At 49.9% G+C, this 15,674-nt stretch carries 14 protein-coding genes, 1 tRNA gene and 2 pseudogenes; 12 read left to right on the top strand and 5 right to left on the bottom strand.

Features of this window, described 5'->3' with window-relative positions; translation table 11 throughout:
* The first annotated feature begins 201 nt into the window (after nucleotides 1–201).
* The 3 genes from NAZ64_RS13885 to lptG all read left to right on the top strand — a co-directional run bounded on the left by NAZ64_RS13885 (nucleotide 202) and on the right by lptG (nucleotide 2,498).
* On the top strand, nucleotides 202–252 hold the full coding sequence (locus NAZ64_RS13885) for a hypothetical protein (protein WP_212724070.1): 51 nt from the start codon (nucleotides 202–204) through the stop codon (nucleotides 250–252).
* A 63-nt stretch (nucleotides 253–315) separates the two neighbouring features.
* On the top strand, nucleotides 316–1,416 hold the full coding sequence (gene lptF, locus NAZ64_RS13880) for an LPS export ABC transporter permease LptF (RefSeq protein WP_000584132.1): 1,101 nt from the start codon (nucleotides 316–318) through the stop codon (nucleotides 1,414–1,416).
* A complete protein-coding gene (gene lptG, locus NAZ64_RS13875; protein ID WP_001182242.1) occupies nucleotides 1,416–2,498 on the top strand; it encodes an LPS export ABC transporter permease LptG in 1,083 nt (360 codons plus the stop codon). The genes lptF and lptG overlap by 1 nt, the downstream gene beginning before the upstream one ends.
* A gap of 184 nt (nucleotides 2,499–2,682) precedes the next feature.
* On the opposite strand, the gene idnR is transcribed toward lptG, so the two are convergent.
* The 4 genes from idnR to idnD form a co-directional block, all read right to left on the bottom strand.
* Entirely contained in the window at nucleotides 2,683–3,681 is a 999-nt protein-coding gene (gene idnR / locus NAZ64_RS13870; protein ID WP_001244065.1) for a DNA-binding transcriptional regulator IdnR, read from the bottom strand.
* A gap of 63 nt (nucleotides 3,682–3,744) precedes the next feature.
* A complete protein-coding gene (gene idnT, locus NAZ64_RS13865) occupies nucleotides 3,745–5,064 on the bottom strand; it encodes a gnt-II system L-idonate transporter (protein ID WP_001128356.1) in 1,320 nt (439 codons plus the stop codon).
* A 61-nt stretch (nucleotides 5,065–5,125) separates the two neighbouring features.
* Nucleotides 5,126–5,890, bottom strand: coding sequence for a gluconate 5-dehydrogenase (gene idnO, locus NAZ64_RS13860; protein ID WP_000998688.1), 765 nt, complete (start codon nucleotides 5,888–5,890; stop codon nucleotides 5,126–5,128).
* Nucleotides 5,891–5,914: 24 nt separating this feature from the next.
* Entirely contained in the window at nucleotides 5,915–6,946 is a 1,032-nt protein-coding gene (gene idnD, locus NAZ64_RS13855; protein WP_000453357.1) for an L-idonate 5-dehydrogenase, read from the bottom strand.
* Between the two features lie 216 nt (nucleotides 6,947–7,162).
* Here idnD and idnK point away from each other — a divergent pair, with 216 nt between their 5' ends.
* The gene (gene idnK, locus NAZ64_RS13850; RefSeq protein ID WP_220569449.1) at nucleotides 7,163–7,693 is read left to right on the top strand and encodes a gluconokinase; all 531 of its coding nucleotides are present in this window, start codon (nucleotides 7,163–7,165) and stop codon (nucleotides 7,691–7,693) included.
* 27 nt (nucleotides 7,694–7,720) lie between these two features.
* On the opposite strand, the gene ahr is transcribed toward idnK, so the two are convergent.
* On the bottom strand, nucleotides 7,721–8,740 hold the full coding sequence (ahr, locus tag NAZ64_RS13845) for an NADPH-dependent aldehyde reductase Ahr (protein ID WP_000152558.1): 1,020 nt from the start codon (nucleotides 8,738–8,740) through the stop codon (nucleotides 7,721–7,723).
* A 222-nt stretch (nucleotides 8,741–8,962) separates the two neighbouring features.
* Here ahr and NAZ64_RS13840 point away from each other — a divergent pair.
* The 8 genes and pseudogenes from NAZ64_RS13840 to NAZ64_RS13805 all read left to right on the top strand — a co-directional run bounded on the left by NAZ64_RS13840 (nucleotide 8,963) and on the right by NAZ64_RS13805 (nucleotide 15,624).
* Nucleotides 8,963–9,047, top strand: a tRNA-Leu gene (locus tag NAZ64_RS13840).
* A 200-nt stretch (nucleotides 9,048–9,247) separates the two neighbouring features.
* Nucleotides 9,248–9,343 (top strand): annotated as a pseudogene (locus NAZ64_RS13835) (integrase); the annotation flags it as partial.
* Nucleotides 9,344–9,498: 155 nt separating this feature from the next.
* Nucleotides 9,499–10,044, top strand: a complete 546-nt coding sequence (locus tag NAZ64_RS13830) for a helix-turn-helix domain-containing protein (RefSeq protein WP_411022641.1) — start codon at nucleotides 9,499–9,501, stop codon at nucleotides 10,042–10,044.
* 76 nt (nucleotides 10,045–10,120) lie between these two features.
* A complete protein-coding gene (locus NAZ64_RS13825; RefSeq protein ID WP_079944395.1) occupies nucleotides 10,121–10,369 on the top strand; it encodes a CopG family ribbon-helix-helix protein in 249 nt (82 codons plus the stop codon).
* Between the two features lie 108 nt (nucleotides 10,370–10,477).
* Nucleotides 10,478–10,717, top strand: coding sequence for a type II toxin-antitoxin system CcdA family antitoxin (locus NAZ64_RS13820; RefSeq protein ID WP_000016244.1), 240 nt, complete (start codon nucleotides 10,478–10,480; stop codon nucleotides 10,715–10,717).
* A gap of 2 nt (nucleotides 10,718–10,719) precedes the next feature.
* On the top strand, nucleotides 10,720–11,028 hold the full coding sequence (locus NAZ64_RS13815; RefSeq protein ID WP_001199743.1) for a CcdB family protein: 309 nt from the start codon (nucleotides 10,720–10,722) through the stop codon (nucleotides 11,026–11,028).
* 435 nt (nucleotides 11,029–11,463) lie between these two features.
* Nucleotides 11,464–11,747: pseudogene (locus tag NAZ64_RS13810) on the top strand (Arm DNA-binding domain-containing protein); the annotation flags it as partial.
* Nucleotides 11,748–12,108: 361 nt separating this feature from the next.
* Nucleotides 12,109–15,624 (top strand): AAA domain-containing protein, encoded by a 3,516-nt coding sequence (locus NAZ64_RS13805; RefSeq protein WP_483640967.1) that lies wholly within the window; start codon nucleotides 12,109–12,111, stop codon nucleotides 15,622–15,624.
* Nucleotides 15,625–15,674 lie beyond the last annotated feature (50 nt).

Here is a 15,674-nt window from a genome sequence, read left to right as displayed (position 1 = left end):
CTGCGCCTGCTCACCCCTGTCGCTTACCTGATGTAAGCTCCGGGGCTCCACAGTCTTGCCGCCTGCCTGCAACTCGAAATCCATTAGAGTATAGAAATTGAAAGCTTTCGTAACTCATATCCGCTGTTGCGGTGACTTCGTGTTAATCTTAACGTTATTACGGCATTGGCACGTCAGAACAAGTTCTGAGAGGTGAATCCGCTGAGTATAATGATCTTAGCGATGATTTCGACGACTCAAGAGAATAAATGACGTTTAAGCCATGAAACAAGCTAAATTCCAGCAAAAAAATGGGTTTTTACGGGCGTATTTAAAGTGATAATCATAAGATATCTGGTGCGGGAGACGCTCAAAAGCCAGCTGGCGATACTCTTCATCTTACTTTTGATCTTCTTTTGTCAAAAGTTAGTGAGGATTCTCGGCGCGGCGGTTGACGGCGATATTCCCGCAAATCTGGTGCTCTCGCTTCTGGGGCTGGGCGTACCGGAAATGGCGCAGCTCATCCTACCTTTAAGCCTGTTCCTGGGGCTGCTGATGACGCTGGGCAAACTGTATACCGAAAGTGAAATTACGGTCATGCACGCCTGTGGGTTGAGCAAAGCCGTGCTGGTAAAGGCCGCCATGGTACTGGCGTTATTTACCGGTATCCTTGCGGCGGTTAACGTGATGTGGGCCGGCCCCTGGTCGTCAAAACACCAGGATGAAGTACTGGCGGAGGCGAAAGCGAACCCCGGTATGGCGGCGCTGGCGCAGGGGCAATTCCAGCAGGCGACCAACGGCAGCTCGGTGCTGTTTATCGAAAGCGTTGATGGCAGCGACTTCCACGATGTTTTCCTGGCGCAGATTCGCCCTAAGGGCAATGCTCGTCCTTCTGTGGTCGTGGCCGATTCCGGACACCTTACTCAGTTGCGCGATGGTTCCCAGGTTGTCACCTTAAACAAAGGGACGCGTTTTGAAGGGACGGCGTTGCTACGCGATTTTCGCATCACCGACTTCCAGAACTATCAGGCGATTATTGGCCATCAGGCCGTGGCGCTGGACCCGAACGATACCGACCAGATGGACATGCGCACGCTGTGGAATACCGACAACGATCGCGCTCGCGCCGAGCTGCACTGGCGTATCACGTTAGTCTTTACCGTATTTATGATGGCGCTGATGGTCGTGCCGCTCAGCGTGGTGAATCCACGTCAGGGGCGCGTCTTGTCTATGTTGCCCGCCATGCTGCTTTATCTGCTGTTCTTCCTGATCCAGACCTCCATTAAATCGAATGGCGGTAAAGGCAAACTGGACCCGGTTATCTGGATGTGGGCGGTCAACCTGATCTATCTGGCGTTGGCGATTGGTTTAAACCTGTGGGATACGGTGCCGGTCCGCCGCCTGCGTGCCCGTTTTCTGCGTAAAGGAGCGGTATAATGCAGCCATTTGGTGTACTTGACCGCTATATCGGTAAAACCATTTTTACCACCATCATGATGACGTTGTTCATGCTGGTGTCGCTCTCCGGGATCATCAAGTTTGTCGATCAGCTGAAAAAAGCGGGGCAGGGTAACTACGACGCGCTGGGCGCGGGTATGTACACCCTGCTCAGCGTACCTAAGGATATCCAGATCTTCTTTCCTATGGCGGCGCTGCTTGGCGCGCTGCTGGGACTGGGGATGCTGGCGCAGCGTAGCGAACTGGTGGTGATGCAGGCATCGGGTTTCACCCGTATGCAGGTGGCGCTGTCGGTGATGAAAACGGCTATCCCTCTGGTGCTGTTAACCATGGCGATCGGCGAATGGGTCGCCCCGCAGGGCGAGCAGATGGCGCGTAACTATCGTGCGCAGGCGATGTATGGCGGTTCGCTGCTTTCCACCCAGCAAGGTCTGTGGGCGAAAGACGGGAATAACTTTGTCTATATTGAACGGGTGAAGGGCGACGAGGAGCTGGCCGGCATTAGTATTTACGCTTTCAACGATCAGCGTCGTTTGCAGTCGGTGCGTTACGCCGCTTCGGCAAAATTCGACCCGGAGCATAAGGTCTGGCGTTTGTCGCAGGTGGATGAGTCCGATCTGCAAAACCCGAAACAGATCACCGGTTCGCAGACGGTGAGCGGCACCTGGAAAACGAATCTGACGCCGGATAAGTTAGGCGTGGTGGCGCTGGACCCGGATGCGCTTTCCATCAGCGGTCTGCATAACTACGTTAAATATCTGAAGTCGAGCGGACAGGACGCCGGACGTTATCAGCTCAATATGTGGAGTAAAATCTTCCAGCCGCTCTCCGTGGCGGTGATGATGCTGATGGCGCTGTCGTTTATCTTTGGACCGCTGCGTAGTGTGCCGATGGGCGTGCGCGTGGTGACGGGGATTAGCTTCGGCTTCGTCTTTTACGTCCTCGACCAGATTTTTGGCCCGCTGACGCTGGTATACGGCATTCCGCCGATTGTCGGCGCGCTGCTGCCGAGCGCGTCTTTCTTCCTGATTAGCCTGTGGCTAATGCTGCGTAAGTCGTAATCACAGTAGATGGCGCTGCGCTTTTCAGGCCTACTCCGGACCCGTAGGCCGGATAAGGCGTTAGCGCCGCCATCCGGCAGACAGCCTGGTATTCCTCGAATGATGTAGCGCGTAACCTGACGCGTGGCGCTTTTGGCTACGCGTTAAGCTCAGGCAAGCTGCGGGAAAAAGTAGATCAAAAAATTTATAACGTGCTGCCGTGATAAATCTGATAACCCAAATCAATCGTATTATGGTTGAGATCGTTATTTTTAATTTTGTTGAGCAACATCTGCGCGGCTCTGCGCCCGATCTCAAAACGAGGGGTAATTACGCTGGCGAGGCTCGGTATCATTTGCCTGCCCATCTCCAGACCGTGGAAGCCGGCGATGGAGATCTGCTCCGGTACGGCCAGTTGACGCTCGCGGCACCACAGTAGAGCGCCCATTGCGATATCGTCATTTGTACAAAAGACGCCATCCACGTCCGGGTGCGCAGTAAGCGCATCACGCATTAGCTGTATCCCCAGATGGATAGAGGAGATAGCGCGGGGATTGATGCGCAACGGCGCCAGCCCCCGGCGCGTCATCGCATCGCAGTAGCCGTGATAACGCTGCTCATCTCGGATATCGTCTTTTGAACCCAGATAGAGGATTTTTCGCCGCTGGCGTTTATCCAGCATGGTACTGACCATATCAAAGGCGGCCTGACGGTTATCAAACCCTACCTCCATATCTAAGCGGTCGCCCTGGATATCCATGAGTTCTACAATCGGAAGGGTAGCTGAGCGCAGGAATTTGACGGTTCTGAGGGTATGATATTTTTCTGAAAGAATAATGCCGTCGATATTGTAAGACAGTAAATTGATAACGGACTCTTCTTCCGAATCGCGATTGTAATTGTAATTCGCAATGAGAGTTTGGTAGTTATGACCCGACGTTACGGATTCAATCCCGGCAAGAATGTCGGCAAACAACTGGTTCTGAAAAGAGGGGATCAGCACGCCCAGAGTGTAACTTTGCGCGTTTAACAGCATAGCTGGCGCGCGATTTGGTATGTAGTTAATTTCCTCCATGATCTGCGCAATACGCTCGCCGGTTTCCCTGGCGACTTTTTTCGGTGAGCGGATGTAACGGCTCACCGTCATTTTTGTCACGCCTGCAAGCGTAGCGATATCCTGCAAAGAAATTCTGTGATTCCTCATGTTTTCTCCAGTACCGGGGGCGGGAACGTCGCCCCCATGGTTAATTGGGCTGCGGATGATGAATTAATGCAGAACCGCATTCAGCGCCAGTACGCCCAGCAACCCCATGACAGAAATCAATGTTTCCATAACGGTCCAGGTGCGTAGGGTTTCCCCGACGCTAAGATTAAAATACCCTTTAAACAGCCAAAAACCGGGATCGTTAACATGTGATGCAATAACGCTTCCCGCGCCTGTCGCCAGTACCATTAACGCCGGATCGGCGTGGGTTACGTTAATAATCGGCAATACGACGCCCGCTGTGGTTATCGCGGCCACGGTCGCGGAACCTAACGCAATACGCAGCACGGCGGCTACCGTCCAGCACATTAATAACGGAGATAGCGAGGTGCCGGTCATTAATTGCGAGATATATTGGCCCACGCCGCTATCCACCAGCACTTGCTTAAACGCGCCGCCGCCCGCGATGATAAAAACAATCATCGCAATAGCGCCAATGGACTCGCCGACGATATCCATCACCTGCTCAACCGTACGTCCATTGCGTCGGCCCAGCGTAAAAATGGCGATGATAATGGCAATAAACAACGCCACTGCTGGATTACCGATAAATTCGAAGAAAACCCGCACGGCATTCGTTTTTGGCAGCGTGATTTCACATACCGCTGCGATGGCCATCAGAATGACCGGGATCACGGCGGCAAAAATACTGTTCCAGAATGACGGCATCTCCTCTTCACTGAATAGGTGAGGATTAAATAATCCTTCAGGCGGCGCTTTTTCAAATCGCGCCAGCAATTTTGAAAACAGAGGGCCGGCAACAATCACGGTCGGTATGGTAATGATTAACCCATACAGCAGGGTCGTACCGAGATTTGCCTCAAAAATTGTCGCAATAGCGGTAGGGCCGGGATGCGGCGGCAGGAAGCAGTGCGTAACGGATAAGGCGGCGACCATTGGAACCCCGACATACAGCAAGGGCAGTCCCGATGAGGCCACAATCGTAAAAACGAGCGGCAACAGCAGTACGAATCCGACTTCAAAAAACATTGCCAGGCCGACGATAAGCCCGGTGATCACCAGCGCCCATTGCACGCGTTTTTTGCCGAACGTATTAATGAGCGTCGTCGCAATGCGCTGCGCTGCGCCTGTATCGGAAATTAATCTTCCCAGCATCGCGCCAAAACCGAGGATCATGGCGAGTCCGCCCAGAGTACCGCCAATTCCGTTTTGTATGGAGTGCAGGACGTCTTGCGCGCCCATCCCTTCGGCAAATCCCACCACGGCGGCAACCAGAACAAGGGCGATAAAGCCGTTAACTTTAAAGCCAATCATTAAGACCAACAGCAGCGCAACGCCTGCCGCAATAATTATTAATGGCATATTCGTCTCTCTTATTAGCGCCAAAATAGCAGCGCTTACGCGCTGCGTCGTATTTCCCTGGTCAGACGGCAACCAGCATACCGCCATCGACAAACAGCAGATGTCCGTTAACAAAGTCGGAGGCTTTTGACGAGAGAAACACCGCTGCGCCAATAAGCTCCTGGGGATCGCCCCAGCGTGCGGCAGGCGTACGTTTGCATAGCCAGGAGGTGAAGGCTTCATCTTCAACCAGCGCTTTGGTCATCTCCGTTTTGAAGTATCCCGGCGCAATACCGTTGACCTGGATATTATGACGCGCCAGCTCCACGCACATGCCGCGAGTCAGCATCTTCACGGCACCCTTCGATGCGGCGTATGGCGTAATCGTGTCGCGGCCCAGCTCGCTTTGCATCGAACAGATGTTGATCACTTTTCCTGCCTGCCGCGCCACCATACGGCGCGTAACGGCCTGAGAGACGAGAAAAACCGCGGTCTGATTTACGGCGATGACGTCGTTCCACTCCTGCTCGGGAAACTCAGTAAACGGATGACGGCGCTGGATACCGGCGTTATTTATCAGGACGTCAATGACGCCGATATCTTTTTCGATATGTTCAACCGCAGCTTCAATGTCCTGTTTATGGGTGACATTAAAGGGAGCGGCAATAGCCTTTATCCCTTCCTGCTGAAGTTTCGTCACGGCTGTTTCGGCGCGCTCCGGGGTAATATCGTTAACAATAATGCGCGCGCCATAGCGACCAAGACCGGTCGCCAGCAAATAACCAATTCCCTGAGCGGCTCCGGTGATAAGGATATTTTTACCTGCCAGTGAAAAAAGATCGTTCATGATAGTGTCCCTTATTTTACTTTCTCAGAAAACGAGCTGAACTTTTGCCGCCTGTGTTTTGTCTCCGGCAAAGATCAGCGCCGCTTCCAGGTCGGTAAATGGATATTCCGCGCTCAGTAACGGCAGCGGATTGATAACGCGGTTGGCAAGCCAGGAAACCGCAGTATTAAATTCGGTAGTAAAGCGGAAAGAGCCTTTCAGGGAGATCTCTTTGCTTATTAGCATCATCATCGGGAAGTTGGGGACTGCGCCGCCCATGCCAACCTGCACCATCACGCCTTTGGCCCGTGTGACTTCCAGACACGTTGAGATAGAGGAAGGATGCCCAGAGACTTCAAAACTGATATCGAAATACCCTTTTTCTGCTTTCCAGTCATCGAGAGAGTCATGCTGTGGGTTCACCAGCGTATCCGCGCCCATCTGCCGGGCCAGCGAGAGAGAACGGGTACTGATATCAGCACATACCACTTCCGCCGCGCCCAGCGTTTTTACCGCGCTAACAATCAGGCAGCCGATAGGGCCAACGCCGGAGATAAAGACGCGTTTGCCTTGCAGATCGCCCGCCTCATGAGCCGCATGAATGGCAACCGCCAGCGGTTCGGCAAAGGCCATGGCTTTTTCGTCTGCCTGTTCCGGCCAGGGAATGCACTGAACGGTATCGACAGCTTTAAATCGGGTAAAACCGCCATCGACATGCGGAAAATACATGGCGCTGCCAAAGAAACGCATTTCAGTACAGTGGTTTTCTTCATGCTGCAGACAGTATTTGCAATGACCGCAAGGCTTCGATGGATTAATCGCTACCGGTTGTCCTTCACGTAATAAATCTGAGTCGCTATGAACAATTTTGCCAATCACTTCATGACCTAAAATCATTGGCGCTTTTACTGTAAAATTGCCGACTTTGCCTTCCTGATAATAATGTAAGTCAGACCCACAAATGCCGCCACGGGTAATTTGTACGAGTGTTCCTTTATTATTCCATTCAATATTTTGTTCCGTAACGGCAACAGCACGCTTACCCGCAACAACGCAGGATTGAGTTTTTACTTCCATAAATTCCTCACTGGTCAGGTAGTTACCCTGAACGCATTTAAGCGGTTTTATTTGTCATTATTTGTGACTTATGTCACGCTGGAAAATTGTTACACTACAATGTTACGCATAACGTGATGTGCCTTAGAGTTCTTCTCTATGGAAATTAAAAAACGTGAAATTGTCGAACGTAGAGGCGTAATATTGTGGTGTGGAATATGACTCAGAGGTATTTAAATGGCCGGGGAAAGCTATATTTTAATGGGTGTTTCAGGTAGTGGTAAGTCTTTAATAGGCAGCAAAATTGCAAAATTATTTTCTGCAAAGTTTATTGACGGCGATGATCTCCATCCGGCGAAAAACATTGATAAAATGTCTCAGGGAATACCGTTAACTGATGAAGACCGTTTACCCTGGCTGGAACGATTAAATGACGCTTCATACAGTCTTTATAAAAAAAATGAGACGGGATTTATTGTCTGCTCGTCATTAAAAAAACAGTACCGCGATATTTTACGTAAGAGCAGCCCTAACGTACATTTCCTGTGGCTGGACGGCGATTATGCCACCATTCTGCAGCGAATGCAGCGTCGTGCCGGGCATTTTATGCCGCCAGACCTGCTGCAAAGTCAGTTTGACGCGCTGGAGCGACCCTGTGCCGATGAACATGATATTGCGCGTATCGATGTTAATCATGACATCGAGCACGTGACGGAGCAGTGCCGACAGGCTGTACAGGCTTTTCGTCAGGCACTCAGCGCTTCCTGATCATTATCAAAGCGCTGAGTCAGGCGGTCAGAAGTCAGCTTTTAGCACTACACGATAGCGGGCTTTGCCGTCGCGAACGTGCTGGATAGCCTCGTTGATTTGTGACATTGCGAACAGTTCCGTGGTGGGCGCGACTTTACTGCGTCCGGCGAATTTCATCAGTTTGCGAAGTTCATATGGCGTTCCGGTTGCCGAGCCTGAGATACTGCGATCGCCGGCAATTAATGTAAACGCCGGTACGGGCAGCGGCTTCAATACGGCCCCAACGGTATGGAAGTTGCCGCCATACGTCAGCGCTTCGAAGTAGGGCTGCCAGTCGAGATCGACGTTGACCGTGTTAATAATGAGATCGAACTGGCCCGCCAGTGCTTTTAACGCTTCCGGATCGCGGCTGTTCACCACGTTATTGGCCCCCATCGCCAGCACTTCCTGCTCTTTCGATGGATTGGAGCTGAACGCGGTGACTTCGCAGCCCATTGCATGTAACAGCTTTATGGCGATATGCCCCAGCCCGCCGATACCGATGACGCCAACGCGGCTGGTAGCAGTAATATGGTGCATCAATAGCGGTTTAAAGACCGTAATCCCGCCACATAACAGCGGACCTGCGGACGCCATATCCATATTCTCCGGAAGAGGAATTACCCACTGCCAGCCTGCGCGAAGCTTCTCGGCAAAACCGCCACGATTGAGGATAGTGGGCACTGCGCCTTCCAGGCAGTTAATTTGATTGCCGCTGATACAGGCATCGCAGTGTCCGCAGCTGCGCGCCGTCCAGCCTATTCCAACGCGCTGGCCGACTTTTAGCCCCTTATCCTGTGCCGCGCTGCCGAGTGCGGCCACCCGACCGATGACCTCATGTCCGGCAACCAGAGGGTATTGAGAGAACCCCCATTCATTGTCGATCATCGACAGATCGGAATGGCAGATCCCGCAGTAGTCGACCCGTACCTCGACATCTTCCGGTTGGAGTTCTCCCGCGTCATATTCATAGAGTTCGAGCTCGCCGCCCGCCTCTTTGGCGGCGTAGCTTTTTATTATCGTCATTGTGTTTCCCTTAATGTGGTGTTGAACTGAAAAGTGTAGAGCATGGAGGCAAGGGACGCCCGGCGTTAATCTGCTGGAGAAGGCGGGAAGTAGCCTGATTATTCTATTTAATACTCAACGCTGCTGAAATTTTCAGCACTTAGCGGTACAGGTGTATGCTCGTGCTTGCATGGCGGCGTATGACAGGTATAATCCACAACGTTTTCCGCATACCTCTTCAGTGCCGAAGTGGCGAAATCGGTAGACGCAGTTGATTCAAAATCAACCGTAGAAATACGTGCCGGTTCGAGTCCGGCCTTCGGCACCAAAAGCATGTAAATGGACCTCAATTGAGGTCTTTTTTTATGCCTGAAATCCGCGCTATACAAGGCTTTACCCGCTTTTCACCTCAACTGAATTCAACCTGGGTCAACCCACATCAACAAGCTTGTGAGTATACTAATGAGTATATTTTCCGATTCTATATTGCTTGTATGCTCACGAGATACCAATGGAAGGAGGACCATTATGGCCCTAACGGATACTAAAGTTCGTTCTGCGAAACCTGAGGAGAAAGAGTATTCACTTGTTGACGGCGACGGCATGTCCTTACTTGTAAAACCTAAATAGCTGCGCCAAATAGTAGATCACTTTGAGGGAACTCAGCCCGGATTGTGCGATCTGATCAATCGCCAAAAATCACAAATCACCAGCCGGACTGAGCGATGCCGATCATAGCACCAATTCCCCGTGACGAACGACGCCTGATGTAGAAAGCTATCCATAAAACGCACGATAAAAATTATGCCCGCAGGCTGACTGCCATGCTGATGCTGCACCGGGGCGATCGCGTCAGCGACGTTGCCAGAACGCTCTGCTGTGCCCGTTCCTCCGTCGGTCGCTGGATTAACTGGTTCACGTTGTCGGGTATTGAAGGTCTGAAATCATTACCTGCCGGGCGTACCTGTCGCTCGCCGTTTGAGCATATCTGCACGCTGTTACGTGAGCTGGTAAAACACTCTCCCGGTGATTTTGGCTACCAGCGTTCCCGCTGGAGTACAGAACTTCTGGCAATAAAAATCAATGAGATAACCGGTTGCCAGTTACATGCCGGAACCGTTCGCCGCTGGTTGCCGTCTGCGGGGCTTGTGTGGCGAAGGGCCGCGCCAACTCTGCGTATCCGTGACCCGCATAAAGATGAAAAGATGTCTATTCGCTACTTCCAGAAGGGCAGCGGATATATCACGTTCAAGCGTCTGGATCTGATGGAGAAGATGAATGATATCGTGGCGAAACACTATCCGGGGATGTTGCCTGCGAAATAAGATATGATGTTTTTATAGGCACCTCTATGCTAATCTTAATAGGAGTTATTAAGTATTATTAAACGAGGTAATCCCTATGGCTTCTTCCGCTAAACAGACCATCAGCGCCCAGATTCCAGTTGAGTTGGCTGCTGCTGTTGAAAATCTGGCTGTAGAGCTGGATCGTTCAAAGAGCTGGGTCATAAAGGAAGCATTACTCTCCATGCTGGCTGAAAGAGAGCGACGTCACCAGAGCATCCAGGCCGGTCTTGCCGATGTGGATGCTGGTCGTGTGGTGAGTCATTCGGATATGGTAGATTTTGCCAACCGTTTAAAGGAAACCTGACAGGCAAAGATGTTGCTATCCGAGATAGTCGCCTCTCATTGCCATTTGCTTAAATACTCCCCATACTAGATACATGTGTTTATTACACGTGTAATTTCAGGAGGCTCTATGTCGGGTATGAGTGTACGACATAAAAAAACAGTCAGTGTCACGCTGGAACCTGCATTGCTTCAGCAAGCCCGTGATGCAGGTATTAATCTGTCTGCGGTGCTTACCGCTGCGCTGAAAGAGGAAATCAGTGCCACAGGCGTTGAACGCTGGAAAGCAGAAAATAGAGCGGGTTTGCAGGAGCTCAATCGTATTACTGATGAGCACGGCCTTTTATCGGACGATTACAGGACGTTTTAATCATGCAATACATGGTTTATCGCAATAAAGGAAACAGCAAGGCTTATCCTTATTTACTTGATGTGCAAAGCGATATTATTGATGAACTGCATACTCGCATGGTTATCCCATTGTTTCCTGTGAGCAGGTTGGTAAATAACCCAGTTAAGCGTCTCACGCCCACTCTGAATGTGGAAGGTAATGACTATCTGGTGATGACTCACGAAATGGCGAGTATCAGGCTTTCGCAGATTGGTGATGAGGTGATGGATGTTCGTTCCCACAGGCAAACCATCAAAAATGCTCTCGATTTTATCTTTGACGGGTTCTGAATGGCTTGCAGGTTAAATGGAGAGTTGTTCACCGTTCTGGAGGGGACTTGACGCGCTTGAACCTGTGGAAGAAGATGAGGCGTGATTTTAAGTTAACTGCGTTTTCAGAGAATCGCGCATGAGTATACATGTGAGTATATATAGCGGTTCTCTTGTTTTGTAATCTTATTTACTTCAATAGGTTACGTCGAGAATCGCGGTGCGGCCTTCGCACCAAGTGATGCAATAATTAGCTGCCTAATGGTAGCTTTTTTTTGTGTCCATTTCTGTCCAGGTTCGTCCATATCTGTCTGTAATTCAAAGATAATTTATTTTTCGCTAATAACCATATTTATTTTATTGCCTTTACGTGTTGGTCATTTTTCATCCATTGACATCCACGCGCTCTGGGGGCAAAAAGGGGTAAATCCGGTTCGATAGAGGAGTGACCCCCAAATGGCGCTTACAGATCTCGCAATCCGGCATGCCAGCCGCCTGGCAAGGCATACAGGCTCTTTGACTGCCACGGTCTTTACATTCAGGTGAACCCCAGCGGATCCAAGCTGTGGTATCTGAAATTTCGCTTTGGAAACAAAGAGAACCGCATGGCATTAGGCCCTTATCCGCTCATTTCTCTCGCACTGGTAAGGGAGAAGCAAGCGGATAGAAGAAGGCTTATTTTAGAAGGCATTAATCCGGCGGAAAAACGCAGAGAGGACAAGCGGGGTGGAGAGCCCCTTTATACGTTCGAGTCCGTGGCGCGCGAATGGGGCGCCAGTAACATAATCTGGTCGGCGGAACATTCGACAGCGTTATTTTCTGAGCTTACAGGTTCCAGTATTGCACTGAACGCTGCCCAGTCGAGCTCACGGGTTTCTGGAACGTGCTACGTAACCGGTAACCCTCTTCTGGTTCAGTTATAACGCTTTTATGTGACATGCAGCATGATATGGTCGTTTTCTGAACTCCGTATAACCTGAGTATTTTTATCGAAGCGTGAACAAAACATTGCAGCCAGCCTTTCAACGTGGACAATAGTTATCCATACGGTGATTTTATATTCGATAAATCAATGGGTTTCATTGAAACATAGGACTGGTAATGGATGACAATGCTTTAGGGTTTGCCTCATACTGGCGCAATTCGCTGGCAGATGCTGAGTCAGGAAAGGGCAGTTTTGAACGCAAAGATGCCAAAAATTTCACTCACTGGCATGGGATAGCGGCGGGACGTCTTGACGAAACGATCGTCGGTAAATTTTTTGAGGGAGAAAAAGACGACGTCGAAACAGTCGATGTCATCTTGCGGCCAAAGGTTTATTTCCGGTTACTGCAGCGTGGAAAGGACCATTCCGCTGGTGCGCCTGATATTGTTACCCCGATAGTGACGCCAGCCCTGTTGAGCCGTGAAGGTTTTTTATATCCGACGCCAGCGACCTCCATTCCCAGAGACCTGCTTGAACCTTTGCCAAAAGGGGCATTTTCAATTGGTGAGATTGGGCAGTATGATAAATATAAAACGACACATACCTCATTCTCTATCAACTTTGATGACAGCGTTGATAAGACCGCCGAAACAGATGAAGAACGAGAAGCACGATATGCAGCCTGGCAGCAGGATTGGCGTCAATATCTGGATGATTCAGAGAGGCTACTGAAGAATGTTGTCGGCGACTGGATTAAAAATCCCGAGCAATATGAACTCGCTGAGCACGGTTATATTGTTAAAACGGCGCAATCTGGCGGCGCCAGTTTCCATATCCTTTCGCTTTATGATCACCTGCTTATTTGCAAAAAGGATGTGCCGCTCTTCAATCGCTTCGCCTCGCGAGAGGTTCATGCTGCAGAGTCATTACTTCCTCCGGAAGCAAAATTCAGCGACAGACTTGGACACTCCGGGGATAAGTTTCCGCTGGCAAAGGCTCAGCGCGATGCCTTAAGCCATTTTCTGGATGCGAGGCATGGCGATATCCTTGCCGTTAATGGTCCCCCGGGAACCGGAAAAACCACGCTGGTGCTTTCTATCATCGCCACACAGTGGGCCAGAGCGGCTCTCGAAAAAGCGGAACCTCCGGTTATTATCGCGACTTCAACGAATAACCAGGCTGTAACGAACATTATCGAGGCGTTCGGGAAAGATTTTTCCCAGGGCACTGGTGCAATGGCCGGACGATGGTTGCCAGAGCTGAAAAGCTTCGGCGCTTATTTTCCCTCAAGCACTCGTAAAGCCGAGGCCGCCAAAAAATATCAAACTGAAGATTTCTTCAACCAGGTTGAGTCAAAAGAGTATGTAGAGGATGCACAGCTGTTTTATCTGGAGAAAGCTAAGGCAGCCTTTCCTGAAAAAGAGTGTTCATCCCCTGAAAAGGTTATTGAACTCCTGCATGGTCAGTTGGCAGCAAAATCCGAACAACTGGTAAGGCTGAACGCTGTATGGCAAACGTTAAGCCAGGTTCGGGCAGCGCGTGAGCTTATTGCTAACGACATTAAGCAATATCTCGATAATTTAAATAAATTACTTTCCGGGCAAGAACAAAATGTCACTCTACTAAAAAGTGCTAAAGCGGAATGGAAAAAATATCGGGCCAGTGAATCACTGATCTATCCATTATTTTCATGGCTACCAGCGGTTCGCAGTAAGCGGCAGTACCAAATACAACTGTTTCTCGAAGATAAATTAGGTGCGCTGATTGCGGGAAATCAGTGGTCTGATCCTGAAACCATCGAACGTAATATCGATGGGTTGCTTAATTCCGCCGAGCGCGAGCAGACAACCTACCGGCAGCAGATTGACTCCGCGCATGAAATCGTTCTTAAAGAACAGCAGGCGGCTCAGGAATGGCAGAGGCTGGCACTTGATTTAGGGTATGAGGGGGGCGAGGAACTGAGCTTCTCACAGGCAGATGAGCTGGCTGATACGCAAATCCGCTTCCCTGCATTCTTACTGGCGACCCACTACTGGGAAGGTCGTTGGTTGATGGATATGGCGAAGATCGATGATCTGCAGAAAGAAAAGGGCAAGAAAGGTGCTAAAGGAGTAGCCGCTCGCTGGCAACGCCGAATGAAACTTACCCCATGCGTGGTCATGACCTGCTATATGCTGCCCGGCAATATGCAGATAAGTGAACATAAAGGACAACGTAAATTCGAGAAAAGTTATTTATATGATTTTGCCGATTTACTCATTGTCGATGAAGCCGGGCAGGTGCTTCCTGAAGTGGCTGCTGCTTCGTTTGCTCTGGCTAAAAAGGCATTAGTGATTGGTGATACGGAACAGATCCCGCCAATATGGAGTATTACTCCTGCTATTGATATAGGTAACATGCTGGCGGAAAAAATTCTGTCAGGCAGTACGCAAGAAGAGATTACTGAGAAATATACGGCAATCGCAGAGCTTGGTAAAAGCGCCGCATCTGGCAGCGTCATGAAAATAGCGCAGTGTGCTTCACGCTATCAATATGATCCCGAACTGGCACGTGGCATGTACTTATATGAACACCGCCGGTGCTTCGATAATATTATTGGATACTGCAATACGCTTTGCTATCACGGTAAGTTGTTGCCTAAAAGAGGATGTGAAGAGAGCAATTTAATGCCCGCAATGGGTTATCTCCATATTGATGGTAAAGGAGAGCTGGCAAGTAGCGGAAGCCGATATAATTTGCTGGAGGCTGAAACGATAGCGGCCTGGCTGACAGATAACCAGCAAAGTATTGAAGCGTATTATGGTAAATCGCTTCATGAAGTTGTCGGTATCGTGACGCCTTTTAGTGCGCAGGTATCGACCATCAAACAGGCGCTGGATAAACAAGGCATCAGCGCAGGCGCGAATGAAAAGTCGCTTACAGTAGGCACCGTGCATTCTCTTCAGGGCGCTGAAAGAGCGATTGTTATATTCTCGCCAGTCTATTCAAAGCATGAAGACGGCGCGTTTATTGATAGCGATAACAGCATGCTGAACGTTGCTGTCTCCCGAGCTAAGGACAGTTTCCTTGTCTTCGGCGATATGGACCTGTTTGAGATCCAGCCAGCCTCATCTCCGCGGGGATTACTGGCAAAATATCTCTTTGAGTCAGAGAAAAATGCACTCTTTTTTGACTATAAAGAGCGTGAGGATTTAAAAACTTCCGAGACCAAAATCTACACCCTCCATGGTGTGGAGCAGCATGATAATTTCCTGAATCAGACGTTTGAAAATACCGGTAAACACATCACGATAGTCTCTCCATGGCTGACCTGGCAAAAGCTGGAGCAAACCGGTTTTCTTGATTCCATGATTGCGGCGTGTTCACGTGGTATTAACGTCACGGTAGTCACTGACAGAAGCTACAACACTGAACATAATGATTTTGAGAAGCGAAAAGAGAAGCAGCAGAACCTCAAAGCGGCGCTGGAGAAACTGAACACCCTTGGTATTGCGACAAAACTGGTCAATCGTGTTCATAGCAAAATTGTTATTGGTGATGATGGTTTGCTGTGCGTGGGATCGTTCAACTGGTTTAGCGCGACACGTGAAGCGCGATATGAACGATACGATACATCGATGGTTTATTGCGGTGATAACCTGAAGGGCGAGATTGAGGCAATTTATAATAGCCTTGAGAGGCGTCAGGTTTAGACAAATTCTTTTATTAAGCCATCTTTTTTCGGATGGCTATTTTTATACTG

The organism is Salmonella sp. A1325, assembly GCF_056991255.1.
This window is presented reverse-complemented; position numbering and strand designations above follow the sequence as displayed.

Bases quoted from the DNA above. Each gene is read 5' to 3' on its own strand.
- idnR (WP_001244065.1), bottom strand. From the start codon at position 3,681: ATGAGGAATCACAGAATTTCTTTGCAGGATATCGCTACGCTTGCAGGC.
- ahr (WP_000152558.1), bottom strand. From the start codon at position 8,740: ATGACGATAATAAAAAGCTACGCCGCCAAAGAGGCGGGCGGCGAGCTC.
- idnT (WP_001128356.1), bottom strand. From the start codon at position 5,064: ATGCCATTAATAATTATTGCGGCAGGCGTTGCGCTGCTGTTGGTCTTA.
- lptG (WP_001182242.1), top strand. From the start codon at position 1,416: ATGCAGCCATTTGGTGTACTTGACCGCTATATCGGTAAAACCATTTTT.
- idnD (WP_000453357.1), bottom strand. From the start codon at position 6,946: ATGGAAGTAAAAACTCAATCCTGCGTTGTTGCGGGTAAGCGTGCTGTT.
- NAZ64_RS13820 (WP_000016244.1), top strand. From the start codon at position 10,478: ATGTCGGGTATGAGTGTACGACATAAAAAAACAGTCAGTGTCACGCTG.
- idnO (WP_000998688.1), bottom strand. From the start codon at position 5,890: ATGAACGATCTTTTTTCACTGGCAGGTAAAAATATCCTTATCACCGGA.
- NAZ64_RS13825 (WP_079944395.1), top strand. From the start codon at position 10,121: ATGGCTTCTTCCGCTAAACAGACCATCAGCGCCCAGATTCCAGTTGAG.
- NAZ64_RS13805 (WP_483640967.1), top strand. From the start codon at position 12,109: ATGGATGACAATGCTTTAGGGTTTGCCTCATACTGGCGCAATTCGCTG.
- idnK (WP_220569449.1), top strand. From the start codon at position 7,163: ATGGCCGGGGAAAGCTATATTTTAATGGGTGTTTCAGGTAGTGGTAAG.
- NAZ64_RS13815 (WP_001199743.1), top strand. From the start codon at position 10,720: ATGCAATACATGGTTTATCGCAATAAAGGAAACAGCAAGGCTTATCCT.